This is a genomic window from Grylomicrobium aquisgranense (genome assembly GCF_033971865.1).
Classification (GTDB): Bacteria; Bacillota_I; Bacilli_A; order Erysipelotrichales; family Erysipelotrichaceae; genus Bulleidia; species Bulleidia massiliensis.
Genome location: NZ_JALBUR010000012.1, coordinates 1 through 25,435, shown reverse-complemented (window position 1 = coordinate 25,435; position 25,435 = coordinate 1). Strand labels below are relative to the sequence as shown.

At 46.1% G+C, this 25,435-nt stretch carries 27 protein-coding genes; 8 read left to right on the top strand and 19 right to left on the bottom strand.

Annotated elements, in window-relative coordinates; translation table 11 throughout:
* Nucleotides 1-245 precede the first annotated feature (245 nt).
* Complete coding sequence (locus MOZ60_RS06175) at nt 246-1,043, top strand: LytTR family transcriptional regulator DNA-binding domain-containing protein (protein ID WP_370596004.1); 798 nt, start codon at nt 246-248, stop codon at nt 1,041-1,043.
* A 122-nt stretch (nt 1,044-1,165) separates the two neighbouring features.
* Here MOZ60_RS06175 and MOZ60_RS06170 read toward each other — a convergent pair whose 3' ends face one another.
* The 6 genes from MOZ60_RS06170 to ispF form a co-directional block, all read right to left on the bottom strand.
* On the bottom strand, nt 1,166-2,575 hold the full coding sequence (locus tag MOZ60_RS06170; protein WP_370596003.1) for a PTS sugar transporter subunit IIC: 1,410 nt from the start codon (nt 2,573-2,575) through the stop codon (nt 1,166-1,168).
* A gap of 410 nt (nt 2,576-2,985) precedes the next feature.
* On the bottom strand, nt 2,986-3,855 hold the full coding sequence (gene fba / locus MOZ60_RS06165) for a class II fructose-1,6-bisphosphate aldolase (RefSeq protein ID WP_108774846.1): 870 nt from the start codon (nt 3,853-3,855) through the stop codon (nt 2,986-2,988).
* A gap of 111 nt (nt 3,856-3,966) precedes the next feature.
* The gene (rpoE, locus tag MOZ60_RS06160) at nt 3,967-4,314 is read right to left on the bottom strand and encodes a DNA-directed RNA polymerase subunit delta (RefSeq protein WP_108774845.1); all 348 of its coding nucleotides are present in this window, start codon (nt 4,312-4,314) and stop codon (nt 3,967-3,969) included.
* 93 nt (nt 4,315-4,407) lie between these two features.
* On the bottom strand, nt 4,408-4,791 hold the full coding sequence (locus MOZ60_RS06155; RefSeq protein ID WP_370596002.1) for a hypothetical protein: 384 nt from the start codon (nt 4,789-4,791) through the stop codon (nt 4,408-4,410).
* An 87-nt stretch (nt 4,792-4,878) separates the two neighbouring features.
* Nucleotides 4,879-6,093, bottom strand: coding sequence for an HD domain-containing protein (locus MOZ60_RS06150; RefSeq protein ID WP_370596001.1), 1,215 nt, complete (start codon nt 6,091-6,093; stop codon nt 4,879-4,881).
* Complete coding sequence (gene ispF / locus MOZ60_RS06145; RefSeq protein WP_277654891.1) at nt 6,094-6,570, bottom strand: 2-C-methyl-D-erythritol 2,4-cyclodiphosphate synthase; 477 nt, start codon at nt 6,568-6,570, stop codon at nt 6,094-6,096. It lies immediately after the preceding gene.
* A 63-nt stretch (nt 6,571-6,633) separates the two neighbouring features.
* On the opposite strand from ispF, the gene MOZ60_RS06140 reads away from it, so the two are divergent.
* The 3 genes from MOZ60_RS06140 to MOZ60_RS06130 all read left to right on the top strand — a co-directional run bounded on the left by MOZ60_RS06140 (nt 6,634) and on the right by MOZ60_RS06130 (nt 11,024).
* Nucleotides 6,634-7,818, top strand: coding sequence for a CCA tRNA nucleotidyltransferase (locus MOZ60_RS06140; protein ID WP_370596000.1), 1,185 nt, complete (start codon nt 6,634-6,636; stop codon nt 7,816-7,818).
* 714 nt (nt 7,819-8,532) lie between these two features.
* On the top strand, nt 8,533-9,921 hold the full coding sequence (locus MOZ60_RS06135; RefSeq protein WP_370595999.1) for an MBOAT family O-acyltransferase: 1,389 nt from the start codon (nt 8,533-8,535) through the stop codon (nt 9,919-9,921).
* Nucleotides 9,922-9,932: 11 nt separating this feature from the next.
* Nucleotides 9,933-11,024 carry a DHHW family protein gene (locus MOZ60_RS06130; protein WP_370595998.1) on the top strand — a complete coding sequence of 364 codons (1,092 nt, stop codon included), beginning with the start codon at nt 9,933-9,935 and terminating at the stop codon, nt 11,022-11,024.
* Between the two features lie 19 nt (nt 11,025-11,043).
* On the opposite strand, the gene MOZ60_RS06125 is transcribed toward MOZ60_RS06130, so the two are convergent.
* Entirely contained in the window at nt 11,044-11,553 is a 510-nt protein-coding gene (locus MOZ60_RS06125; protein WP_370595997.1) for a hypothetical protein, read from the bottom strand.
* 14 nt (nt 11,554-11,567) lie between these two features.
* On the bottom strand, nt 11,568-12,812 hold the full coding sequence (locus MOZ60_RS06120; RefSeq protein ID WP_370595996.1) for a transglutaminase domain-containing protein: 1,245 nt from the start codon (nt 12,810-12,812) through the stop codon (nt 11,568-11,570).
* A 513-nt stretch (nt 12,813-13,325) separates the two neighbouring features.
* Between MOZ60_RS06120 and MOZ60_RS06115 the strand changes: the two genes are divergently transcribed.
* Both MOZ60_RS06115 and lnu(C) read left to right on the top strand, forming a co-directional pair.
* Nucleotides 13,326-14,363: an IS1595-like element ISSag10 family transposase gene (locus MOZ60_RS06115; protein ID WP_002837184.1), complete on the top strand. Its 1,038-nt coding sequence runs from the start codon at nt 13,326-13,328 to the stop codon at nt 14,361-14,363.
* A gap of 23 nt (nt 14,364-14,386) precedes the next feature.
* On the top strand, nt 14,387-14,881 hold the full coding sequence (lnu(C), locus tag MOZ60_RS06110) for a lincosamide nucleotidyltransferase Lnu(C) (RefSeq protein ID WP_019543803.1): 495 nt from the start codon (nt 14,387-14,389) through the stop codon (nt 14,879-14,881).
* 153 nt (nt 14,882-15,034) lie between these two features.
* Here lnu(C) and MOZ60_RS06105 read toward each other — a convergent pair whose 3' ends face one another.
* The 11 genes from MOZ60_RS06105 to dtd form a co-directional block, all read right to left on the bottom strand.
* The gene (locus tag MOZ60_RS06105; protein WP_370595995.1) at nt 15,035-15,613 is read right to left on the bottom strand and encodes a phosphoribosyltransferase family protein; all 579 of its coding nucleotides are present in this window, start codon (nt 15,611-15,613) and stop codon (nt 15,035-15,037) included.
* A gap of 8 nt (nt 15,614-15,621) precedes the next feature.
* The gene (locus MOZ60_RS06100) at nt 15,622-16,683 is read right to left on the bottom strand and encodes a benzoate/H(+) symporter BenE family transporter (RefSeq protein WP_108774839.1); all 1,062 of its coding nucleotides are present in this window, start codon (nt 16,681-16,683) and stop codon (nt 15,622-15,624) included.
* Between the two features lie 250 nt (nt 16,684-16,933).
* Nucleotides 16,934-17,704, bottom strand: coding sequence for a hypothetical protein (locus MOZ60_RS06095; protein ID WP_370595994.1), 771 nt, complete (start codon nt 17,702-17,704; stop codon nt 16,934-16,936).
* A 47-nt stretch (nt 17,705-17,751) separates the two neighbouring features.
* The gene (locus tag MOZ60_RS06090; protein WP_370596032.1) at nt 17,752-18,258 is read right to left on the bottom strand and encodes a GNAT family N-acetyltransferase; all 507 of its coding nucleotides are present in this window, start codon (nt 18,256-18,258) and stop codon (nt 17,752-17,754) included.
* A gap of 35 nt (nt 18,259-18,293) precedes the next feature.
* Nucleotides 18,294-18,617 carry a cyclic-di-AMP receptor gene (locus MOZ60_RS06085; protein WP_108774835.1) on the bottom strand — a complete coding sequence of 108 codons (324 nt, stop codon included), beginning with the start codon at nt 18,615-18,617 and terminating at the stop codon, nt 18,294-18,296.
* Nucleotides 18,618-18,689: 72 nt separating this feature from the next.
* Complete coding sequence (locus tag MOZ60_RS06080; protein ID WP_370595993.1) at nt 18,690-19,355, bottom strand: hypothetical protein; 666 nt, start codon at nt 19,353-19,355, stop codon at nt 18,690-18,692.
* The gene (locus MOZ60_RS06075) at nt 19,339-19,893 is read right to left on the bottom strand and encodes a TetR/AcrR family transcriptional regulator (RefSeq protein WP_370595992.1); all 555 of its coding nucleotides are present in this window, start codon (nt 19,891-19,893) and stop codon (nt 19,339-19,341) included. The genes MOZ60_RS06080 and MOZ60_RS06075 overlap by 17 nt, the downstream gene beginning before the upstream one ends.
* 127 nt (nt 19,894-20,020) lie before the next feature.
* Nucleotides 20,021-21,121, bottom strand: coding sequence for a redox-regulated ATPase YchF (ychF, locus tag MOZ60_RS06070; protein ID WP_370595991.1), 1,101 nt, complete (start codon nt 21,119-21,121; stop codon nt 20,021-20,023).
* 3 nt (nt 21,122-21,124) lie between these two features.
* A complete protein-coding gene (locus MOZ60_RS06065) occupies nt 21,125-21,328 on the bottom strand; it encodes a DUF951 domain-containing protein (protein ID WP_108774831.1) in 204 nt (67 codons plus the stop codon).
* Nucleotides 21,329-21,332: 4 nt separating this feature from the next.
* The gene (locus tag MOZ60_RS06060; protein ID WP_370595990.1) at nt 21,333-22,196 is read right to left on the bottom strand and encodes a bifunctional 5,10-methylenetetrahydrofolate dehydrogenase/5,10-methenyltetrahydrofolate cyclohydrolase; all 864 of its coding nucleotides are present in this window, start codon (nt 22,194-22,196) and stop codon (nt 21,333-21,335) included.
* A gap of 24 nt (nt 22,197-22,220) precedes the next feature.
* On the bottom strand, nt 22,221-22,667 hold the full coding sequence (gene dtd, locus MOZ60_RS06055; RefSeq protein ID WP_277010100.1) for a D-aminoacyl-tRNA deacylase: 447 nt from the start codon (nt 22,665-22,667) through the stop codon (nt 22,221-22,223).
* Between the two features lie 205 nt (nt 22,668-22,872).
* Between dtd and MOZ60_RS06050 the strand changes: the two genes are divergently transcribed.
* Together MOZ60_RS06050 and MOZ60_RS06045 are read left to right on the top strand one after the other, a co-directional pair.
* A complete protein-coding gene (locus MOZ60_RS06050) occupies nt 22,873-23,997 on the top strand; it encodes a C40 family peptidase (RefSeq protein ID WP_370595989.1) in 1,125 nt (374 codons plus the stop codon).
* A 214-nt stretch (nt 23,998-24,211) separates the two neighbouring features.
* The gene (locus MOZ60_RS06045) at nt 24,212-25,255 is read left to right on the top strand and encodes a C40 family peptidase (protein WP_370595988.1); all 1,044 of its coding nucleotides are present in this window, start codon (nt 24,212-24,214) and stop codon (nt 25,253-25,255) included.
* The last annotated feature ends 180 nt before the right edge of the window (nt 25,256-25,435 follow it).

Here is a 25,435-nt window from a genome sequence, read left to right as displayed (position 1 = left end):
TGTAATCCTCGCTTACAGAAACCAGGAGGCTCAAAAGAGCACATTTGTACTGGTGGAGGCAGTTACAAGCCTCGTCCCTTTAGGGGCGGGGCAATTGACAAGATGATGCATATAGTCTGTGCAGGAAAATGTAAGTGTGTTCAATTTCCTCTTTCATTGATATCAAAGCAAAATGAAAAATTAATTCTTTTTTGCAAAAAATGTACAAATCATCTGCTTACGTCGTATACTTTCTGCAGGCAATTATGAGTATGAACAGAAAAGAACTCATCCATCGTACAATGCAGTACATTCTGGATCTGATGGATGTGAATGTAACAAATACATGTGCCTGTCTGGCTGAGGATGTCTATTGGATCGGTATGCATGAAGGAGAGATTTTTCATGGACGGAAGGAAGTGTATCAGAAGCTGGCAGAAGCCGTCCATCCAATGCATGGACAGATTTCAGGCATCACCAGTACCGCAACTGAACTTGCTCCTTCTGCGTTAAGCATCATGACCGAATTCCGAATGATGTTCAGCCAGCCGTCCAATTTCTCCTCGGCAGTCATGATTCGTATTCATGTCATCTGGGCAATGCGCAATGGTATTGCCAGGATTGTCTTTCATCAATCCAGCATTGCTGAGCCAATCAACACATCCTCAAAGATGTTTTCCTTCCAGATGGATGAAACAACCCTTGACCGTTTTCCGCTCAAAGATGACCGTGTGCTGATCCGCGGCCTGAATGACTACTATTTCTACTATCCGGTTTCATCCATATCCTGGATGGAAAGTGTAGACAGATCAACGCACACGATGATCCACCTGCCTAACCGCAATATCATTTCCATTGACCGTCTGCGCAGCTTTGATGCCAACTATGGCAGCAGCTTTCTGCGGGTATCCCGATCCATCATGGTCAATCCCTTCTATATCCGCCAGCTGACAAGATATCAGCTGCTGATGGACAATGGAGATATCATCCCGGTACCAGAAAAGAAATACATGATTATCAAGAAGGAACTTGCGGACTGGAGCAACAGTTCCATCAAGCGCTGAGCACAAACCATATACACGCCAAAGGAATCACACGCAGCATCTGTGTGATTCCTTTTCCATCAGGCATTAAAAAAAAACAGCTCTGCATCACACAGAACTGTTTTTCAATTGTTATGTTCAGCTTACGCTGCAGCCTCTTCCCTCGGTGCCTTGTTTGCTGCAATAACAAACGGTGTATACAGAAGGATAGAAGAAGCGAAGGCGATCAACTGAGACAGAGCACCCATCAGCTTACCACCAGAAGCCAGGAAGCCCAGCAGTACAGGCGGAGTGGTCCACGGTGCATCGACTACCATGATCGGGCAGAAACCAATCTTTGTCAGCACATAACCAATGATGACAGAGAGCAACGGTGCGCAGAAGAACGGAACTGCGAACAGCGGGTTCATAACCATAGGAATACCGAAGATGATCGGCTCGTTGATATCGAAGATGCCGCACGGAATAGCCAACTTGGCAATTGCCTTATAATCATCTCTCTTGGAGAACAGCATGATCGCAATGATCAGGCCGCCGGTAATACCGGAACCAGTCATAGAGAAGAATGTAGAACCGAAGGCATTGCAGATGATGCTGTAATTGCCAGCGGACAGATAAGGCTTACCAATCTCATTATAGATGGCCAGGTTCTCAGCACTTGCCTGTGTCATGAATGCTGTTGTAACAGCGGACATAACGTTAGGCCCATGAATTCCGAAGAACCACAACAGCTGCATCAGGAAGACAACCAGCAGATAGCCAGGCAGACCAGTCATGATCGCCTTCAGAGGTGCCATGATTGCTGCGATAACCTTGAAGATGTTTGTTCCGATAACATTATTGAAGATGAAGCCTACAATGGCAACAACCAGGATGCAGATAGCAACCGGGAACAGTACAGCGAAGGATGCGCTGACATTCGGCGGTACGGAATCAGGCAGCTTGATTGTAACCTTGCCGGAGTTAACCAGCTTGACATACAGCAGCGTTACCAGAATACCAACCAGCAGACCTACGAACAATGCGTTTGCATCCGTGAAGGACTGCAGGACACCGGAACCAGCTGCGATGGAAATCTCTGTATCCTCAGCAGCACCCTTGGCAAGCTCCAGTGCACCATTGCTTGCTGTAACAACATCAGAAGCCTTGGCAGTAGCAGTGATGGAAGTGCTCATCAGAGTAACCAGGGAAGAAAGCGCCAGAACCGGCACAGTCTTGTCACCATGGCGTCCCAGGTTTTCTGCAAAGTGCATTGCCACAAGAATGCAGACATTGACAGCCATGAAATTCATGCAGCCATAGTTTGCTGTTGTAACAATCGGTGTGAGATTCTCCAACCATGCAAGGCCAGGGATGTTAGCCAGCGACAGATAAACTGTCGTGGATCCTGCCGGATCGTGATGGAATACTACCCACTGGAACAGTGTGCAGAATGCACCAACGATGACGATCGGCATGTTGTCGATGAAGGCGTCCTTAATGGCGGACAGAACCTTGTTCGACTGCATCTTGCCTGCTACGGTGAGGAGTCCGTTCATAAACTTCTCATTCATAATTATCGAAGTCCCCTTTCAACGCTTTTTATTCTAGGCCTTCTGAAAACGCTTGCAACCTCATGACCACATTTTGATACATTCTTGCCAGTAAATTCATTTATGTGTAAATTATGTGACACTTAGTTTTCTTCATTTTTGTGACATTTTTTGTAACAAATTTGTATTTTTGAGTCAAAACCTGCAAAAATGGCAATTTTGATGCGAAATTTCATATATTTCCCCTTCTGTACGCCTCTTTTTTCACCATTCCGATCCCCCACATTTACGCATAAATACTCACTTTTCATGCACTGCATCGTTGTTGCAGACATGCGCTACTCTAAGCACGTATTCCTTCTCTGTCTCACTGATTTCCCACAACAAAAGCAGGCATTTCAGCCTGCTCATGTTCATACTTTCAGCTGTAATTACTCAGCCTTGCCGTCAGAACCGTAAGCCTTGATCAGCTCTTCAGCCTTGGCAACGATCGCATCCTGGCCCGGTTTCAGCAGCTTACGAGGATCGTAGCCCTTGCCTTCCAGATCCTTGCCAGCTTCGATGTACTTTCTTGTAGCATCAGCGAAGACCAGCTGCAGCTCAGTATTGATGTTAACCTTGGAAACACCCAGGGTAACAGCCTTATGAACCTGCTCATAAGGAATACCAGAACCACCATGCAGAACCAGCGGCTTGCCATCAACAGCCTTGTTGATCTCATCAAGTCTGTCAAAGTTCAGGCCAGCCCAGTTAGCCGGATACTTGCCATGGATGTTGCCGATACCAGCAGCCAGGAAGTCAACGCCCAGATCAGCAACTCTCTTGCACTCAGCCGGATCAGCCAGTTCGCCCTGAGAAGTTACACCATCCTCAGTGCCGCCGATACCACCGACTTCGCACTCAACGGAAATGCCCTTGGAATGTGCCAGAGCAATGATTTCCTTACTCTTGGCAATGTTCTCTTCGATGTCATAATGAGAACCATCGAACATAACAGATGTGAAGCCAACCTCGATGCACTTCTTGGCACCCTCATATGTGCCATGATCCAGATGCAGAGCAACCGGAACCGTGATACCCATGGAATCATGCAGATCGCGGACCATGTCAGCGACAACCTTGAAGCCGCCCATGTACTTGCCGGCACCCTCAGAGCACTGGATGATTACCGGAGACTTCATTGCCTCAGCAGCAGTCAGAATGCACTTTGTCCACTCCAGATTGTTCGTATTGAACGCCGGAATCGCATAATGACCTGCATGAGCCTTGTTGATCATTTCTGTTGCAGAAACCATTACCATAATCAATTTTCCTCCTAGTTTTTGCATTACCATTTTATCGTTTTCTCACGCAAATGGAAAGCTTTTGCAAAAGAAAGGGGAAGCACACCCCATATGCTTTCCCAATTCCTCTCAATACTTATTATTTTCACTATCCTGATCACTGATATCGAGGCTGTTATCCTGGTCATCTGTATCCACCTCGTCATCGTCATCATCCAGCTCAATATCCGATGTATCCGTATGAATCTCATCAAACTTTCTGCGGTTGCGCAGATCCCACTTGTTATTCTCCAGTGATGCAAAGCGATTATCCAGCATCAGTTCACTATAAAACTGGCTCTTCTTCCTTCTCTGCTTATCCTCCGGAATATCCATGGACTTGCATACCGCCTGCCATAGCTTCAGAAACTCAATCTCTTTCTTCCGCTTCTCCATGTAGCCATACGCCACATCCGTCATTGTTTCTCTTGCACTCATACCTCAGCCTCCCCGATGCTGCACTTTCTGCAGCTCCAGTTTTAAAACAGCGCGTGAATTGTAAAGCATCCTGTTGCCCATGTCAACGCAATTCTAAGCAGGGTACACAATTTCCCAGATCAGTCTGAGATGACTCGCGGCATCTGTGCCATCCATCACCTTGTATTCCACCATCCACCGGCCTGCTTCCTGCCTGTAATCACACAACTGCACATCCAGTTTCATCACACCATATGGCGAAGAAACCTCACTTGTGCCATTGCCCAGATGGGAAATCCTGGTAAGGGAAGAAAAATCTCCCCGCCGCTGCAGAACAATCTCATCTTCCAGAAAAGAAATATCATGACGGTACTGGTTTCCTTCAAAATAGGACAGCCTGTTTTCTTTCAACAATGCGTCTGTATCCGCAATGATACGTGTTTCTTTTGCCAGCAGATCCTGCTGAATCAGCTTTACATGCACTTTCATGGGTGTCATTTTAAGCCGCCAGAGCACTTTGTCAATTCACATGAACATATAAAAAGACGGCTCTTTATGATGCCGCCTTTCCCTCATGAACATATTTCAATCTGCTTCTGCTTCTTTGGGATAGAAGACCTTCTTCTCATCACGCCCCGGACCATGCGTTAACGAATAGACAATGTTGCTCGCATTGGCCAGCTCACGCACACTGCCATCCTGCATCAGCACAAAGATGGAGCCAGCACTTTCACTATACGGCACATACGGCCGCTGTCTGACTTCGTCCTTCTGGAAATAATAATCAGGATCCAGATGCAAATGTGTCAGATTGGCACGGACTCTGCGATTATGCACAGAACTGGAGTCCCCATAGCCAAACAGATGCCGGTTCAATATCCGGGACGCAAGATCAGACACAATCGGATCCGGATGATGTTCCAGGCATAAGAAGCCATAGCTGCAGGTCGACTCATCCAGCCGGAAATATTCATCCAGAGACAGTTTCTGATCTGCCACCAATGATTTCAGTTCCGGAATGATGCTTGGATCAGAAGGATCCTTGAGATCACGCAGCCTTGCAAACAGCGCCGAAAGCATGCTTTCATATGCCCTTGCGACCGGATGATAATACACCTGCCAGTACATGTGATACCTGGCCATGATGTAATTTTCCACGGCATAGACACCGCTCTCCTTGACAAGCATCTGCTGATCTTTGACCCGCAGTGTACGCAGGATGCGTTCCAGGTCAAACGTACCATAGCGGGTACCTGTAAAGTAGGCATCCCGCAGCAGATAGTCCATCCTGTCCGCATCCAGCTGGGAAGAAATCAATTGTGACAGCAGCGGATTGGCACTCTTATGACGGATGACATTTGCCACATCACGGCTTAATCCCTTCGCACAGCCTTCCAGAATGCCGCGGATCTCAGGATCATGCTCAATCACCCGACAGGTAATCACCTCATGCGATGTGCGCGAAATTGACTCAAAGGCATGAGAGAACGGGCCATGGCCGATATCATGCAACAGACCCGCACACATCACGGTCAGCTTCTCCCGCTCATTCAATGCAGCACACAGATCCGGCACTTCCGTGACCATTCTGCGCACAATCTCATAGACGCCAAGACTATGGGAGAAGCGGGAATGCTCTGCACAGTGATACACCATGTAAGCACCGCCCAGCTGATGAATTCTCCTGAGTCTCTGCATCCACATGCTGTTAATCAGATCCCAGACCACCTGATCTTCCACATGAATATACCCATGCACAGGATCCCGCAGCACCTTCATCTCATTCGTTCTGGCAAACATTCACCTGTTTTCCTCCAGCAGCACAACCGCCTGGGCCAGCACACCCTCTTCTCTGCCAACAAAGCCAAGCTTCTCACCACGGGTTGCCTTCACTGATACATTGTCAATATCCGTATGCAGGCAGGATGCAATGTTCTCACGCATCTTCATGATATGCGGCGCCATCTTAGGCCGCTCAATCATGACAAGCGCATCCACATTGCCAATGTGATATCCCTTCTTTTGCATCATGCGTGCCACTTCCTTCAGAATGATCAAAGAAGATACGCCCTCCCATTTGGGATCCGTATCCGGAAACCACTTGCCAAGATCTCCTAAAGCAAGAGCACCAAGAATGGCTTCCGCCACCGCATGCACAAGCGCATCGGCGTCACTATGCCCCACCAGACCTTTCTCATGCGGAATCTCCACACCGCCCAATATCAGCTTTCTTCCCGCAGCCAGCTGATGAATATCACTGCTTTGTCCAATTCTCATTGTCTTTCTCCCGTTTTCTTTCGATATAATTATACTGCTATGAATCTTCCAGAATATGTCACAATGCTATTGAAAAAGCTCAATGATGCCGGATTTGAGGCCTATGTTGTCGGCGGCGCTGTCCGTGACAGTCTCAGAGGAGAAATTCCCCATGACTATGACATCACAACAAATGCCCTTCCTGATCAGATGAAGCAGGTCTTTCACGACTTTCATCTGATTGAAACCGGCATTCAGCACGGTACCGTGACCGTCATGGTTAACCACAAGCCTGTGGAAATCACGACATACCGCAAAGATTCTCCCTACCAGGACCACAGGCACCCCGATCATGTCGAGTTCACCAGTGCGCTCAAAGAAGACTGTCAGAGAAGAGACTTTACGATCAATGCCATGTGTTACCACCCAGATCAGGGATTTGTTGATTTCTTCGGTGGAAAAGAAGATCTGAAAAAAGGAATCATCCGGTGTATTGGTGATCCGGAAAAGCGCTTTGAAGAAGATGCCCTGCGCATCTTACGGGCACTGCGCTTTGCGGCACGCTTTTCCTTTGCCATTGATCCAGATACGGCAAGAGTACTGCTGGAAAAGAAAGATACACTGTCCTATGTCTCCATGGAACGCATCAATGAAGAATTCACAGGGATCCTGAAAAGCAAAGGATGCGCTGACATTCTGGAGGATTACAGAGAAGTCATTGAAGTCTTCCTGCCGGAAATCAAAACCATCCGTGATGACAATTGGAAGCTGCTGCATCAGCGCCTCGATGAGGAAACAACCAGGCGTGCAGATATCCGCATGAGCCTGATCCTGTATGCCCTGCAGGACAGAATGCAGGCCAGAAAAGTTCTGAAACGGATGAAGTATTCCAACCATTTCATCGCCACATGCACAGACCTGCTCAATACTGCTGACGATCCAGCCACCAGCGATATTCAATTCAGACAGGTATTAGGAAGAATGCAGACGGATACAGATACTTGGTTTGCCTTCCAGAAAGCACTGCACCCGGAAATGTCACTGGCAGAAAAGAAACAGCAGTACGCCCGTCTTACCAATGATGCATACTGCTGGAAACTGTCGCAATTACATATCACTGGCAAAGATCTGATCAAAATCGGCATCAAAGGGATTGCCATCGGTGATACATTGCGCATCCTGCTGGGAAAAGTCATGCATGAAGAAATCCCGAATGAAAAGGAACTTCTGCTGCAGGAAGCACAGAAGTACCACAGCCACCAGAAATAGTCGTGATTTTCAATCATGAATGCAGCAGGCTTCTATTCTTGAAACCGCCCTGCCAATCAGCTATCATATTGCATGCAAAAGGACCGCCGGTGACGGTTGTCCCTTCGTTCGCTAAAATAACCGCAAACTTTTCAGGGGTCGGCGGTTATTTTTTTGAATCCTTATTTGATCCAAGTGATACAGCCTGTATCACAACCATGGCTGTCTGTATGACAACAATGATGATCTCATACGTCAGAAATAAGATGGGGTTTCATTCATCAGAAAACAGCATTAGTGTATGTAGGCCTTTGCCCAGCAATTCAAATGATAAGCATGGATCCTTAATACCACTCTATTCACTGGTTAGTATTTGCTGAAAGGCTCACCGTTTATCCTATGCATATAGGTAACCGCATACTATTTATGTGTGTTATTGCAAAGAGCAGTTTTTCTGAAAAGTCTGTAGAAAACGATTCTCATTATGAATCCGATTTCATTGATATTGGAAAACGCACCATCAGTTCAGCGTTTGTCTAATACTATGTCATACTTACATCAGTTGTTCATACATGCCGCATGTTTCACATTGTCAGTAAGATACTATCAAACCACTCTGGTAAAATCTGATCACATTAAACATACTTAAAGAATTCTTTATAAGAAAGAGTGGATTTCTGCTTCACATCTCTTTAAACTATGGTCGATGTTAACATTTAATTAGGAAGAGACTATATGGTATTCAGCAGTATCACTTTTCTTTTTATCTATCTACCCATTGTTCTTGCGCTATATTTTATAACTCCATTAAAAGCGCGTAACATTGTGCTTTTTTTGGTGTCATTGCTGTTTTATGCTTGGGGAGAACCCAAATTTGTTATCATCATGCTGGCAGTAATTTTCATCAACTGGCTGAGCGGGATTCTCATCGGAAGCATCAATAATCATCAGAAGGAAAAACTCATTCTTGTCATTACATTGATTATTGATCTTGGCCTGCTTGGCTTTTTCAAATATGCAGGCTTTATTATCAACAATCTCAATCTGCTGCTAGGGCTGCATCTGCAGCAATTGGATATTGAGCTGCCGATCGGCATTTCATTTTATATTTTTCAGGCTATGACCTATCCAATAGATCTATACAAAAAAGAAATCTTGCCTCAAAAATCATTTGTCAATTTTGGTACGTATGTTTCAATGTTTCCTCAGTTAATTGCCGGTCCTATTGTCCGGTATTCAGATATTGAACCTCAGTTAACAGACAGAAAAATCACTGAAAATTCGTTTGCGGATGGAATAACGAGATTTGTATGTGGATTATGCAAGAAAGTTCTGCTGGCCAATACAATAGGCAGTATCAGCACAAGTATCTCTTCTCTTCCTTCCAATGAAACGACTGTTGTCTCAAGCTGGCTTGTCAGCATCTGTTTCATGTTCCAACTATATTTTGATTTTTCAGGATATTCTGATATGGCCATCGGGCTTGGAAAAATGCTTGGATTTGATTTTAAAGAAAATTTTAACTATCCGTTCATTGCACAATCTGTCACTGATTTTTGGCGCAGATGGCATATCTCTCTGTCTTCTTTTTTCAAAGACTATGTATATATCCCTTTAGGAGGCAATCAGAGAGGACTTCCAAGGCAATTTTTAAATATCATCATTGTCTGGTTTCTGACAGGACTATGGCATGGTGCATCCTGGAACTTTGCCTTATGGGGATTAATCAATGGACTGCTTCTCATTATGGAGAAACTGTTTCTGCTGAAGATATTGAAGAAAGCGCCGCATGTTATCAGACATCTCTATACAATGATCGTAATTGTGATAGCATTTGTATTCTTTAATTTCACTGATTTGTCTCAGGCACTATCATTTCTTTCTGCAATGTTTGGCAGTACAGGTAAATTTATCAATAGCGCTGCTCTTTATTATCTGAGAGATAATTTTTTACTGATTATCACATGTTTCATCGCCTCCACACCGATGCTGAAACATCTGAAAATAAAAGACAGCCGTATTTACCAGGCATTATCTCCTGCCCTGATCATTGCAGGCCTTGTAGCCTCAACTGCATATATCATCAGCTCAACTTACAATCCATTCTTGTACTTCCGTTTTTAATCAGGTGAAAAATGACAAAGAATAAAGCTAAACAAATTATTACTGTCTTTCTGACATTTATCCTCATGTTTTCAGTAGCCAACGCCTTCAACCCCGACTCCTTATATTCTTCACAAGAAAACAGGAGTCTAGCTCAAAAACCTGTTTTTACTATCGATGGTTCGTTTGACGAACAATTCGAGAATTATGAGACTGACCAATTTCCATTTCGCAACGCTTTGATTTCAATAAAGGCAGGTATTCGGAGGGTGACAGGCAGTATTGAAAACAATGATGTCTACTTTGGCAAAGATCAATATCTGATTCAAGCCTATCAATCAACTTCACAAAGCATCATTGTTGCAAATTGTTCATATATCAACGCCTTCTCAGAAAGCATCAGCAAACCTATCAATGTAATGGTGGTGCCAAACGCTGCTTATGCTTTATCTTCTGAACTGCCCTATGGTGCTTGGAATCTTGATGAAAATGCAATCCTGGCTGATATCGCTCAGCAGTTACAAAAACAGCAGATGATTCCAATGGATACCTTAATCGACTCAGAAGCGACATACTTTCATACAGACCATCACTGGAACGAAAAAGGCGCGTATTTGGGCTATGAAGCAATCAGCCAGACAGTATTAAAAAAAGAGCCTCAGTTGTTTTCATACAAACAGGTGAGCAACTCTTTTAAAGGAACAATGTATTCACGCTCTGGAGCTTTCTGGGTAAAGCCAGATCCCATCATGAATATTATTCCACAGAATAATGTGAATGTATCTGTAACAATTGATGATGGGGATGCACTCAGCAGTCTTTACGACAGCAACAAACTAAATGAAAAAGATCAATACCAGTATTATCTGAGTGGAAATCATGGTTTCATCGATATCAAAACATCTGTCAATAACGAAAAAACAGCAATTATTATCAAAGACAGTATGGCAAACATACTGATCCCTTATCTTGTCACAGAGTATCAGGAAATCAAGGTTGTAGACCTTCGGTACACACATGATGCAGTCAGCGCCATGATTGATTCAGCAAACTCTACAGATATTTACGTGATCTATGGAATAGATACATTTGGATCCGATACCAGTCTAAAGAATTTGCACTGATAATTTCTCCATTCAACGGTTACTGCACAATAACATAAAGTTCAATTGAGGTGACAGTACTATCTGCATATGAATAGGAGCGACCATAATCATTTTGATCCAAAATATATACAGATGGCGTTTTTTCAGCATTCGGGTATTCGGATTCGATCTCTGAAGTTTGACTACCCACTTGAACATTCCCAGAGACTTTGTCATGCTTGGAATTAATAGTGATTGAGCTTACATAATCCTCGTTGTCCTTAGGATATGTTTTGATTGTGAACTGATCATATTCATAAATCTTCTCCTTACCGTTATAAACACAGGATTCTGTTTCTGTCATCTTGGTTTCTTTACCAACCTTCTTTTTCACATCTCCCATGTTGTCGTTAAGTGAAATCACATTACCGTCAACTAATGCGCTTGTATCATCAAGCGTCACTGCCGTTGAGCTGGCAGGAGTACTCGGTTCTGAAGCTGCAGCACTGCCACAGCCACTCATTAAAACTGCGCCCATGATAACTGCATTCAATATTTTAGCTTTCATTGTTTTTCCCCTTCTTAAAAATAGTAATAAATCGTTTCACCAGACGATGCATTATAGTAAGAATAATTATGAAGCTGATCATCCGTCCACAGGAAGCGCTCAGTACCCCAGCCCGTGGTAGCATCCCAGTTCAGCCAGCTTCCATCAATATATACCTTTACCCAGTAATGCCCATTATTTGGGAATTTCATCTCCATAGTCTGAAAACCCGCTCTTGTCAGCAAGGATCTGCCTCCACTGTAGAAAGCATAGCAGTCGCCGCGTCTTGTACTTAATGCGGTAATACCGCCTGAAACCCAATCACTGTGATCAGAGCCACCGGTATAACGGATATGATTCTCAGTCCACTGGTAAATTGCATAACATTTTTCGCGATCAGACATCGAATCATTGATAATTCCAGAAAGTATATCATCTGCCAAAGAGTTCAAAGTCGCATTGCCCGTATCGCCCGGAGTGCTCACCGAAAATGTATCGGTAGATCCAGCAGGCGATGCATTGCTGGTGACAGCCTGACTGGACTGCAGGCTGGAGGCTGTACTGACTTTATCCTGTACAGTGACTGCAGCACGCTTGTCCTCAGCAGCATTCCCATTCTTGTCAACCGCATGAACTGTCACTGAATACTCTCCTGGCACTGATGTATCTACATCTGAGGTGACTGTATACCATCCATTACCTGAAACATCTGGTGTTTCAGGTTCCTGATCTACCTTTTCAAGATCACCATCGACCGGATCCTGTACAGAAGAAACAACTGAGTTAGGATCAAAACTGCTGCCATATTCAAGAGTAACGCTATCCTGAGAAAGTGAAATTGCAGGAGCCTGTGTGTCCTTCACTTCAATTGTCTTCTCAAATTTCTTTGAGACTTCATCATTGTAAGCATCTACCGTACTTAACGTATATGTTACTTTCTGTGTACCGACTACAGATCCATCAATTTCTACTGGAGCTGCGGTTACAGTAATCTTCTGTCCATCATCTGCATAATCTGACACAGTAACTAGAGTCAGAGAGTCAACTGTCTCTTTTCCATACTCCAATATTCCATCACCATTAAGAGTACATTCCAATTCACTTATCACCCTCTGCTTTTCTGCTTCACGCTTGCGTTTATTTTCCAATGCATAAACACGATATCCAACACCAGAAGCTGCTGTAGCACAGATCACAGCAATACTGATTACCACACTTTTCTTCAATTTTTTCTTACCCATGTAATAAATATTACCAAATAAATCCAGCTCAAATATCATTTAAATTTGGATTTTCTGTACGAAAGTATATAAAAATGCCTAATAGAGCTTCATATCAGAGATACCGTGAAGATACATGATCAGTTCAGCACTTTTCTAGCACTACTTGATAAATTGTTTTTTGCATAGCGGGCTTTGTTCATCATCTTTCGGAAAGGAATTCAATCTTTGATCAAATCATCATTTTTTGAATGGATACTCCAAGCATTATAGATTTGATAAACAATTGAATGAACCTATGGGATCAACACAGAATAGTCTTTAAACGGCAGGTAAAAACCTGAAATGAATGTTCTACGCAGTTAAACTGCTGCAATACCTCCAGATTTCAAAGAAATGTTCTGAATCTTGATAGGCACAACACGTCAAAAGCCAGTGCTCCTTAAATTACCCATTGCAGAAATTATTTCTTTCTTTTTTTGAAAGGCTCTGTCACAACAAATGGTTGATTTTTGACGAGAAATAGCGTATAATAATAGTAAGAAACAGTACCACCGAAGGAGGTAATTGGATATGCCTACTATCAAAGACGCATTAGATATTATCGGTAAGTTGACTGTCGCAGAGCAGGAAAGCCTTAAAACAATGCTTTTAAGTCCTGCCTTTGTAAAGTCTTTGAATATTGAAGATTTCGTAGCAAAGGAACGCTTTGCAAATGGTCGTGTATGCCCTCTTTGTGGCTGTATCCATGTGGTTCGCAATGGTCATCGTAAAGATGGCACACAGCGATATGTATGTAAGGATTGTGGCAAGTCCTTCGTGATTGCTACGAACTCCATTGTGTCTGGTACAAGAAAAGACTTGTCCGTGTGGGAGCAGTACATTGATTGTATGATGAATGGCTTATCCATTCGTAAGACTGCTGTTGCTTGTGGGATTCACAGAAACACCGCATTCCTTTGGAGACACAAGATTTTGGATGCACTTCAGAATATGGCAGACGATGTTACCCTTGACGGCATTATTGAGGCTGACGAAACTTTTTTCGCCATCTCGTACAAGGGCAATCATAGCAAGAGTAAGACATTTGCTATGCCACGCAAGGCTCATAAGCGTGGTCATTCTACACATATCAGAGGCTTGTCCCAAGAAAAGGTATGTGTTCCTTGTGCGGTTAATAGGAATGGCTTGTCTATCTCCAAGATTACGAATACTGGTAGAGTTTCTACAAGAGATTTACATCATATTTATGATGGTAGGATTAAGACCAATTCCACTCTTGTTACGGACAAGATGAACTCCTATGTGAGATTTACAAATGCCAATGGCATTGACCTTGTGCAGTTAAAGACTGGCAAAGCCAAGAAAGGCATTTATAATATCCAACATATCAATAGCTACCATAGCCAGCTAAAGAGGTTTATGCGTGGCTTTAACGGTGTTTCTACCAAGTATCTGAACAACTATCTTGTGTGGAATAACCTTGTAAATTACGCCAAAGAAAGCGACATGGAGAAAAGGAACATCTTCTTAACTTTCGTTTTGGCAACATTGAAAACTGCTAAATGCAGAGATTTATCAAACAGACCAGCAGTTCCTCTGGTCGCCTAATTAGAATTTGTGGAGATGATAAGATGGTCAATATAACAGATGTAAAACAGATTCTTCAATTTGCAATAGATGCGGAGATTAAAGTCTTTCTTGATGGTGGCTGGGGTGTAGATGCTCTTCTTGGATATCAGTCAAGAGCCCATAATGATATTGACATTTTTGTAGAAAAGAACGATTATCAGAACTTTATAGAAATAATGAAAGCTAATGGCTTTTATGAGATTAAGATGGAATATACAACATTGAACCATACTGTATGGGAAGATTTGAAAAACAGAATTATTGATTTGCATTGTTTTGAATATACGGACGAAGGTGAAATTCTTTATGATGGGGATTGTTTTCCGGTAGAAACTTTTTCGGGTAAAGGAAGAATTGAGGAAATAGAGGTTTCCTGTATTGAACCATATAGTCAAGTAATGTTCCATCTGGGATACGAGTTTGATGAAAATGATGCACATGATGTGAAGTTATTGTGTGAGACACTTCATATCGAAATTCCAAATGAGTATAGATAACTGCAAATAACAGTTTGTAGGGGAGTTCTGATACTCCCCTATAAAAATGGCTATTTATCAACTGTTTGTTGTGACATAGCCTTTTGAAATATTCTCATTCATTAATCAATTATAAAAAAGCAGAAGACCCAATGCCTTCTACTTGTAATAATGTTAGTCTATGGGTTGGAAAACACCATTGCTGCCTTTCTTAAACAGTGGCAGCTTCTCCAGGAAGAGGATGTCTTTTCTTTTGGCCGCATCTCCTTCAGCCAGTACCGCTGCTCTGCACACAGGCTGCGCCCCTGCCTTGATGGCAAGGTCCTCAATGGCCTGCAGAGATTCACCAGTGGAGATCACATCATCAATCAGGCAGATTCTCTTTCCTTTCAGAAGCTTTGCATCATTGCCATCCAGATACAGCATCTGCGGTTTGTCAGTGGTAATGGACTTCACTTCATGTGATACCACATTCTGCATGTAGCTCTTCACACTCTTTCTGGCCACCACAAACTGTTTTAACCCCAGCAGCCGGCTGACCTCATATGCCAGGGCAATCCCCTTTGCCTCAGCAGTCAAAAGCTGTTCAATCGGACCGTTTTCCTGAATCTTTTCAACAAGCTGCTTTGCGGCAGCCTGAATCAGTTCCGTATCACTGATGATCACAAAACTGGCAATGGCGGTATCATCACTGATCCCAATGACTGGCAGTTGTCTTGTGACACCTGCCACATGCAATGTATAGGTCTGCATTTTCCACCTCAAAGACCAAGGAATCTGGCTGCTACACCTGCCAGCATGCCAAAGAACGGATTGGTAACTGCTGTGACTGTCATCGTCAGTGCACCAACTGCCGGTGCTGTAGCAAGAGCAGCCGGCGCATCCAGGGCAACGGTCTTGAAGACACCCAGTACAAACAGGAAGCCGGCGATGGAAGAAGACGGTACATACTTGCCGATCTTTGGCAGTAAGCCGGAAAGAAGGATGATGCCGATGGCGGCCATCATGGCAACGCCTGCCCACACAGCATGCGGAGCAGCTGCCGTGGCAGAGATGATGGATTCAACCGGTGCACCGCCGAAGAAGGAGGAGCACATATCAGCCAGTGAAGAGATGAAAGTCAGCTGGTCAACGTTATAGTGAGCAGTGCTTGCCATGCTGGCAGTGATGGAGCCAAAGGAAATATTGGAACCAATGTTCAGGCAGGCAATGCCAAGGGCCCCGAAGATCACGTTCTTATTGATGGCAAACTTCTGATGCTTGAAGTTATCATCCACGACAGTGATGGTCTTCTGCTTTCCTTTTTCAAAGATGGCAGATGCGATGCAAGAAGCCACAACCGAGATCAGGATCGTGTAGACAAGGACGTTGGAGCTGTTGCGGGCAATGACATACGTGATGATGGCTGCTGCCAGTGAAACACCGCCGGCAATCTTGTCTTCTTTGATCATGTCAATGGCTGTCTTGGAGAGCATGATGCCGACACCAGCCATCATGCCATTGGCAATATCGCTGCCGATAAAGTCCACGATCTTTGTCAAAGAGCCGGTCAGGCCGACAATGGCCATGATGACGCCGCCAATGAAGATAATCGTGCATGCCTCAGACCGGTTCTTGCCAGCCTTGCCGGCATACGTGATCGTCTCTGCCTGGAAGGAAATCGGCGCAACATTCTGGGTGACAGTGTTGCCAATGGCACCAACAAAGAATGCCAATGCGGTTGGAATGCTGGCAAAGCCAAGGCTCAGTGCAAGCAGGCCCTGCGGCAGACCATTCAGCACCACGCCAATGACAGCCAGTATATCCGTGATAATACTGCTCATAGTGTGATATATCCCCTTTCATCTATCTTCATTCATCCAAGGATGACCTGAAGCCCACAAAGCAAAAAACATTCCGAAACACACTGGAAAGCATTTCGAAATGATACCTTGTTCTAACATCATTTTCTGATATGTACAAGCTATTTCTGAAAAAATGAAAATCTTGAAAAATCTTTTCACAGATCCGCCGGACATCAGAAAAAACAGGCATGTCATCTGGCATGCCTGCGCACTGTTTATCAATTGTGTCTTATCCAATCTGTCCGATCAGCGTGGCAATCGTATTCGCATCCAGCTTGTTGTCATCTCTGGTCAGAATCTGATAGTAATAGCCATGCGCTGACCAGGTTGCACTCTGGACAAGATCATCCTGTCCCTTCTCTGTGACTTCAATGCCATCAACATCCACGATATTGGACTGGCGGTATGTATTGGTATCTGCTGTTTCAAGATCATTGCGCTCACACTTGTGCAGAATGTACTCAACCGTACCATCATCATCGGTATAGCGCACATCATAGATGTAATCCTTGACGATCCAGTATTCCTTGTTGGAAACACCATTGATACTGTCAGGAACAGCAAAGGTAAAGTTGGCACTCTTATCAGCCTGGGAAGCACTCTTCAGCTGCACATAGATATAGCTTCTTCTGCCGCCAATGCCCCAGTCTTCGGGATCCATGATCAGACTGCCATTCTGTCTGAGCACCATTGCCAGCACACCAACACATGCGATGATCACCACAATAGCCGCCCAAAAAGGTACACCCTTTTTCTTCTTCCGGGCTGCATCTTCCGCCGCTTTTTCTTCCTTTGGCGCCTCTTTCTGCACCGGCTCTTCAAGAGATTCCGCAGCCTTTCCTTCTTTCGAAGCTTCTGGATTCTCCGCTCCTTGTGCCTCTGCCTTAGATTCTGCAGGCGTTACGGCAGATTCTTCCACTTTCACCTCAGATTCTGCCTCATCAGCCATGGCGGAATCATCTTCCTTCTTTATCTCTTCATTGTTTGTTTCATCATTCATGTCAATACACTCCAGTAATTTAGCTGTGTCTTATTGTACATGACTTTTCACTTCTGTGCATCCAGTACCTTCTGCCCGGCTATTCTTGGCGAACCATCATCCATCCAGACAGTCCCGCACCAGACAAAGCCGCTTTTCTCCATCAGATGACGCATGCTTGCATTCCTTTCATGGGTATCCATGCGCAGGTTTGCAATGTTTCTGTCCCGGGCAAGCTTTTCAGCATACTGGATCAGTACGCTGCCATATCCTTTTCCTCTGTCTGCCACAGCAGTTCTATGAATCACGCCATACGGCTGATCATTCAGCCACTTGCCCCGAATCTGATGATAATGCGGATCATCCCCGAACAATATGGCAGTTGTGGCCACAATCCGTCCTTCATCCACCAGTACATAGCTGCCATGTGCCGCCATATCCTTTTCAATATCCTCTCTGGCAGGATAGCTTCCCTGCCACTGCGGATTGCCAGCTTCCTTCATCCATTTCTTTGCCTGGGCATAGATCTGCATCACTTCGTCAAGATCTTCTGTTCTTGTTTCTCTGAAATCCATCACATAAAAAGAGCGGTTCCCCGCTCATTCCTTTCTTACAGCTTCTTGAACTGCTCAACATCCAGGACAAAGATCGTTGCCCCGCCGACCTGTACTTCAACCGGGAACGAAGCATAGCGGCCGATGTCATAGCTGGCAGTGCTCGGCACAATCTCTGTGCGGCGCTTTGCCTCTGAGCCAATCACCTCAATGCACTTGTCAACCAGATTGTCCTCTGTACCAACAATCAGCGTCGTATTGCCGGCTCTCAGAAAGCCGCCGGTCGTCGCCAGACGGGTCATGTAGAAATTATTCTTGGTCAAAGCAGAAGAAACGGCTGAAGCATCATCATTAGAAACAATAGCAAGGATCAGTTTCATTTCTCTTACCTCCTGTTGTGATTATTTTAGCACTAGTTATATGTAATTGAGCGACCAATGCGTGAGAATTGTCTAGAGAAGTTTCAGTCCCATGGCAATCATCCACACATAGGCAAGCGTCTTTGGCATCATCAAAGCACCAATCGGCGGCATCTTGCTTGCCAGCATGGTCACCGGCAGATAGCAGCCAAAAGACAGCAGAATGGCCCAGGTCATATGCGTCATGCCAGTCTGATAAAACAGCACCATCATGATGGCACCGACAACGGTAAACGGAATATTGCGGTACAAAGACCAGCGCAGACTGCCTTCGGGATGGAACCAGTTATTCTGCGGGAACAAACACAGCACCATGCGCACAAAGGCACAGGCAAACAGCACAAACACCACTTTTGTCGAAGCCAGATAGGCAGGGAACATCTCCGTCCAGATCATGAACAGAATCAGATAGAAGACGGTCATGGTTTCTGAGGTGATGGCTTTGCCAAGACCCAGCCAGAAATCAGACTTCTCACTCCTACCAAACAGATTCACCTTGATTCTTGGCACCAGATGAAAGGCATCACCGCCGCCCAGCACCAGAGCCAGAGCTCCATACAGCTCAAACACCAGTCTGCCGTCCGCATTCTTCAGAAACAGAATGCCTGCCACCAGGTCAAACAGCAGATAGCACGCATCAAACACAGACTCAAAGATGCCCATAGCCTTCGGTCTGAACTTCTCACTTTTTTCTTCCATACTTGCCTCCATATGCATATGCATTCACAACATCCAGCACGATCTTCTCATTAAAGTGATTCCGCAGCACCATGCCATTGATCAGATCCATCAACAGCTGTACAAAGCCATCCGGATCAATCTCTTTGCACACAGCAGGATCCTGGGCAAGGGCACGCTTGAGCATCTGCTGCAGGCCGGCTTCCATCCTGCCCATCGCCGCTCTGGCATCCGTCTTTGTGCCAAACACCATGGCATGGCTGGCAAAGAAATTGGGATACTTTTTCTGCCCACTGGCAAGATCATGGACAATGCGGTCCACCGTATCCGCAAAAGACAGATTCTGCATACCATCCAGAGAGAGAATATCCTGCCATACCGAAGCCACGCTCGCCATCACCAGTGCCTCTTTGCCTGGATAATAGTTGTACAAAGAGCCAAGGGCGATGCCAAGCTGCCCTGCCACTCTTCTGGCATTGACGCCCTGAATGCCTTCCTGTCTGACAATATCCCGGCACACAGATAAGATTTCTTCTTTGCTGGTTACGCTGTGATTCATATGATCCTTTCAACTTGAACATTGTTCATTATAGCCCGTACCGCATCACCGTCAAGCTTTCTGCACAAAAAAAGGCAGGCTGTGCTGCCCTGTACATATTGGTATCAGAATCTGACAAATTTGTGGATTAAACATTGAAGCGGAAGAAGACGACATCGCCATCCTGCATCAGATAGTCCTTGCCTTCCACACGCAGCTTGCCATGTTCCTTGAGAGCCTGCTCGCTGCCATACTCCATCAGATCTTCATAACTGTAAACTTCTGCCTTGATGAAGCCGCGCTCAAAGTCAGAATGGATGATGCCCGCACACTGCGGTGCCTTCATGCCCTCATGGAACGTCCATGCACGGCACTCCGGCTCACCAACCGTAAAGAACGTTCTTAAGCCAAGCAGATGATATGCAGCCTGAATGATCTGATCCAGACCAGACTGTTCAATGCCAAGGTCATCAAGGAATGCCTTCTTTTCATCCTTATCAAGGCCGGACAGTTCTTCTTCCATCTTGGCACAGATGGCAATGCAGGAAGAACCTTCGTTGTCCGCAAATGCCTTGACAGCCTGATAGTACTTGTTGGATGCCGGATCCCCGATTTCTTCATCCGACATATTGGCAACATAGATCACCGGCTTGCCTGTCAGCAGGCCATAGTTCTTCAGATTCAGCCTGTCATCCTCATCCAGATCCAGCAGACGGACAGGCTTGCCCTGTTCCAGTGCTTCCTTGAAGCGGGTCAGAGAATTCATCTCCTTCATCGCTTCCTTATCCTTGGTCTGTGCCTTCTTGGCAACCTTGCCAATGCGGTTCTGCACGGTATCAAGATCTGCCAGGCAGAGTTCCATGTTAATCTCATCAATATCACGGACCGGATCCACACTGCCCTCGACATGCTCAATATTGTCATCATCGAAGCATCTGACCACATGCACAATGGCATCCGTCTGACGAATGTTGGCAAGGAACTGGTTGCCAAGACCTTCACCCTTGGAAGCACCCTTGACAAGACCCGCAATATCCGTGAATTCAAATGTCGTATAAATTGTCTTGCGCGGATGGAACATGTTAACAAAGTCATCCATTCTCTTATCCGGTACTTCCACCACACCGACATTCGGCTGAATGGTCGCAAATGGATAATTCTCCGCCAGCACCTGGCTGTTTGTAATTGCATTGAACAACGTTGACTTGCCCACATTCGGCAGTCCGACAATACCTGCTGTTAAAGCCATCTCTTACTCTCCTTCTTCTGAAGAAACGTGTTCCACAACCTTCTTCAGCTTCTTCTCAAACTCATGCCGCGGAAACATGACCACAGCCCCGCATCCCTGACACTTGATCTTGATATCCGCGCCCATGCGGATGATCTTCCATGTTTTTGCCTTATGGCAGGGATGTTCCTTCTTCATCTCGACAATATCATTAAGCCCATATTCCATATTATCATCCCACTTTCAGCCGATAGGAACGCATCGTATTCATCAGCAAGGCACAGATCGTCATCGGCCCCACACCCTTTGGCACCGGCGTCACCATATGCACATACGGCAGCACATCCTCCGTATTCACATCTCCGCACAAATGACCGTCTTCCCTACGGTTGATGCCCACATCCACAACACAGGCACCTTCTTTGATATACGTATGATCAATCATCTGCGGCACACCGACCGCTGCCACCAGAATATCCGCTTCCTTTGTAATCTGCCGCAGACGGCGGGTATGACTGTGGCAGACGGTCACCGTCGCATTGCGGTCCTGCAGAAGGCGCGCGACTGGATTGCCAACCAGCCGCGATCTGCCGACCACAACCGCCCTGGCACCATCAATCGCACATCCCATCGCATCCAGAATAGACAGGATGCCCAGCGGTGTACATGGCGCAAAACACGGTTCCCCGGCATACAGCCTGCCGACATTCAGCGGTGTCAGACCATCCACATCTTTGCCAACATCAATGCAGAAGATCGCATGATTGGCATCCAGATGATCAGGCAGAGGCATCTGCAACAGAATGCCATCACAGGCATCATTGTGATTGCAGGCAAAGATGACATCCTCCAGGCCTTTCTGCGAGATATCAGCCGGCAGATGGTGGACAACATTCTCAATGCCGACAACCTCACATGCCTTCTTCTTGCCGCGGATATAGGAAAGCGAAGAAGGATCATCCCCGACCAGAATCGTATCCAGACGGGGTACCCGCAGCCCATTGGCACGGTATCCTTCCACTTCTTCTTTCATTTGTCTTTTCAGCTTCTCTGACAGCAGACTGCCATACAAAAGCTTTCCTTCACAGCATTCCATACACAAACCGTTCCCTATTATACATCAGAGCGTATCGGAATCGAGAACGATTGTCACCGGACCGTCATTCAGCAGCCTCACCTTCATATCCGCCCCGAAAATACCCTCCTGCACATCAAAGCCATAGCGGCGCATCACATCATTGAAGTACAGATACATCTTTTTCGCATGATCCGGTCTGCCGGCTTTGGAAAAGGAAGGACGGTTGCCCTTGCGGCAGTCCGCATACAACGTAAACTGCGAAATGGACAAAATGGCACCGGACACCTGTTCAAGATTCAGGTTCATCTTGCCGTTTTCATCCTCAAAGATTCTCAGTCTGGCAATCTTATCTGCCATCTTGTTGATCACTGCTTCATCATCACTGTCCGCAATGCCAACCAGAATCATATACCCTCTGCCAATAGCACCATGGACACTTCCATCGATCGTTACCGACGCTTCACTTACTCTCTGTATCACTGTTCTCATGCGTCAATTTTCACCTTTACACGCCATTTTTTCAAGCCCATCGGCACAAGCCGATTTTCGAATATTTGCAATACGACAATTCTGCGAGTATGTCCTGATAATCCGCTTTCATTGTGTGAGACGCATGTGAAATCTTAAGATTTTGTTGCAAGGCATGTTTTTTGTGTGCTTAACTACGGCCATGCGTACAAATACAAAAAAACGGATGGCAAAGGCTTTTATTCCCTTTGCGGCTGCCGGCCTGATGGTCTTTGCAGCACCGCTGCATGTCTTTGCGGCAGATGAAACAGCCACACAGTCTCTGGCTGTCTATTCCATTGACATCAATGATGCCAATGCCATGGATACACTCAAGCAGCAGGCCATTGACAGCTATGTCAAAGCAAATGGTTCTGTGAAGGCAGATGACATTGACGCTTCTGCCAGCCTCATCAGTGTCGAAGGCCTCAGCCTGAACCACACCGGCCTGCAGACAGTCTCCATCTCCCTGCAGCCCGCGGTCTACACAAACGCTGAGCATACCACAAGCACCCTGCAGCAGGCCTGGACAACAAGCGCTGCCGTCACAGTTACTTCAACCGGTGCCCCCAGAGTTGTCCTGAAGCAGGATGAAGTCAGGGTAGACTACCAGTCCAACTTCAGCTATGCCGACAATATTGCCATTCTTTCTACTTCCAGCGGTTCCCTGCCAGTCATTCAGGAAACCGACAACGTGGACGTCAATACCGAAGGCACGTATACCTGCACCGTAACAGCCATTGATGAGCGCGGTCAGAAGACAACCGTGTCCTATAGCGTGGTAGTCAAAAAGCCGGCCGAGGTTGTAAGAGCAGAAGAAGAAGCGGCCAAGAAGGCTGCCGAAGAAGCCGCTGCCCGGGAAGCAGCCCAGAAAGCAGCTGAGGAAGCTGCTGCCCAGCAGGCCGCTCAGGAAGCAGCTGCCGCGGCAATGGCCACAACAACCGTATCCGCCAATGTGGCAGCCAATCCAACCGGCTCTTCCATTGCGGACTATGCCCTGTCATTTGCCGGCAGTGCCTATGTCTATGGCGGTTCATCCCCATCCGGCTTTGACTGCTCCGGTTTCACCCAGTATGTCTATGCGGCATTTGGCTACTCCCTGCCAAGAACGTCCTATGGCCAGGAAGCAGCCGGCACCATTGTGTCCGTAGCTGATGCCCAGCCAGGTGATCTTGTCACCTATAACGGACATGCCGGTATCTACATTGGCAATGGCCAGATGGTCAATGCCATGAATCCAACCCAGGGTGTGGCAGTATGTTCCATCTATGCCATCACCAACGGGAACATGTTAATTCACAGAATTGGCTGATGTCATCACATCACAGTCCGTAAAAATGTATTTGTGGACTGTTTTGGCTTATTCTTCACCAATCCTTCACACAGCTCACTTGAAATGGAGGGACGATCCGGTTAGACTTTCAAATATGGTGACAACAAGAAAAGTATTCGCAGCCGCAGCTGGCACTGTTTGCCTGCTTCTCAATTTCTCACCGGTTTACGCTGATAATTCCAGCACAGGAACCGTGAGTACAGACACCGCCAGCCTGCGCATCTTTGAAATTGATATGAATGACCAGAATCCTCTGGCCACCCTGAAACAGAAAGTGATCGAAGAAAGAGCCGGCTATGATGCCGCCGTCAACCTGAACAACATCAATATGGACGCTTCTTCGATCTATACCGACACCTTCGACCGCACAAAACCAGGCATCCAGAAAGTCAACATTTCTGTATCACTGGTACGCAGCAGTGATTCCACTGTCGGCTATGACTTTACCGAATATGCCGCAGTCAAAATGGTCTCTCCCAGTGGGCCCCAGGTCATTTTGAAACAGCCGTCCATCACACTGGATCTTGGCACTGCCTTCAACTATGGCGATAACATCGGCTATGTTTCCTCTACCGGCGGCAAGCTGCCTGCCATCAAGGAAACCGATAACGTAGATATCAATACTGAAGGCACATACACGTGCACCATGACGTTCTATGATACTTCCGGAAACAGTTCCGAAGTGTCCTATGATGTCACGGTGAAAAAGCCAGTGGAGGTTGTCCGGGCTGAGGAAGAAGCCGCTGCCCAAGAAGCTGCAAAACAGGCCGCGGATGAAGCTGCCCGCAAAGCACAGGAAGAAGCCGAAGCACAGGCTGCTGCAGCTGCCCAGCTGCAGGCACAGCAGATTGCCTCTTTGATCAGCAGCAGCTCCACAACCGTCAATACAGGCTCCGGCAATTCCATCGTAGAATTCGCCACGTCACTGATCGGATCCAGATACGTCTGGGGCGGCACCTCACCGGCAACCGGCTTTGACTGCTCCGGTTTCACCCAGTATGTCTACAGCCAGTTCGGCATTTCCCTGCCAAGAACATCCTATGGTCAGGAAAATTCTGGTACGCTTGTGTCCGCAGCGGATGCCCAGCCGGGAGATCTTGTCACATGGAACGGCCATTCTGCCATCTATGTTGGCAACGGCATGGTCGTCAACGCCATGGATCCTTCCAATGGCGTCAAGGAGTGCAGCATGTATGCGATCTCCAATGGCAACATGCAGATCCACAGAGTCAGCTGATCATTCACACACAGCAGATTAAAAGAGTATGTCCCGCAGCAGGACATACTCTTTTTCATAGTGTGTCGGGCATGGCACACATCTAGCCTGCAATAGAGGCAGGCCGCGGGTATTTGTCGCCAAGCGAAGTGAACTACCAGCCGAGGGTGAATAACCCAGAGCGAAAGCAGTAGCTAGCAT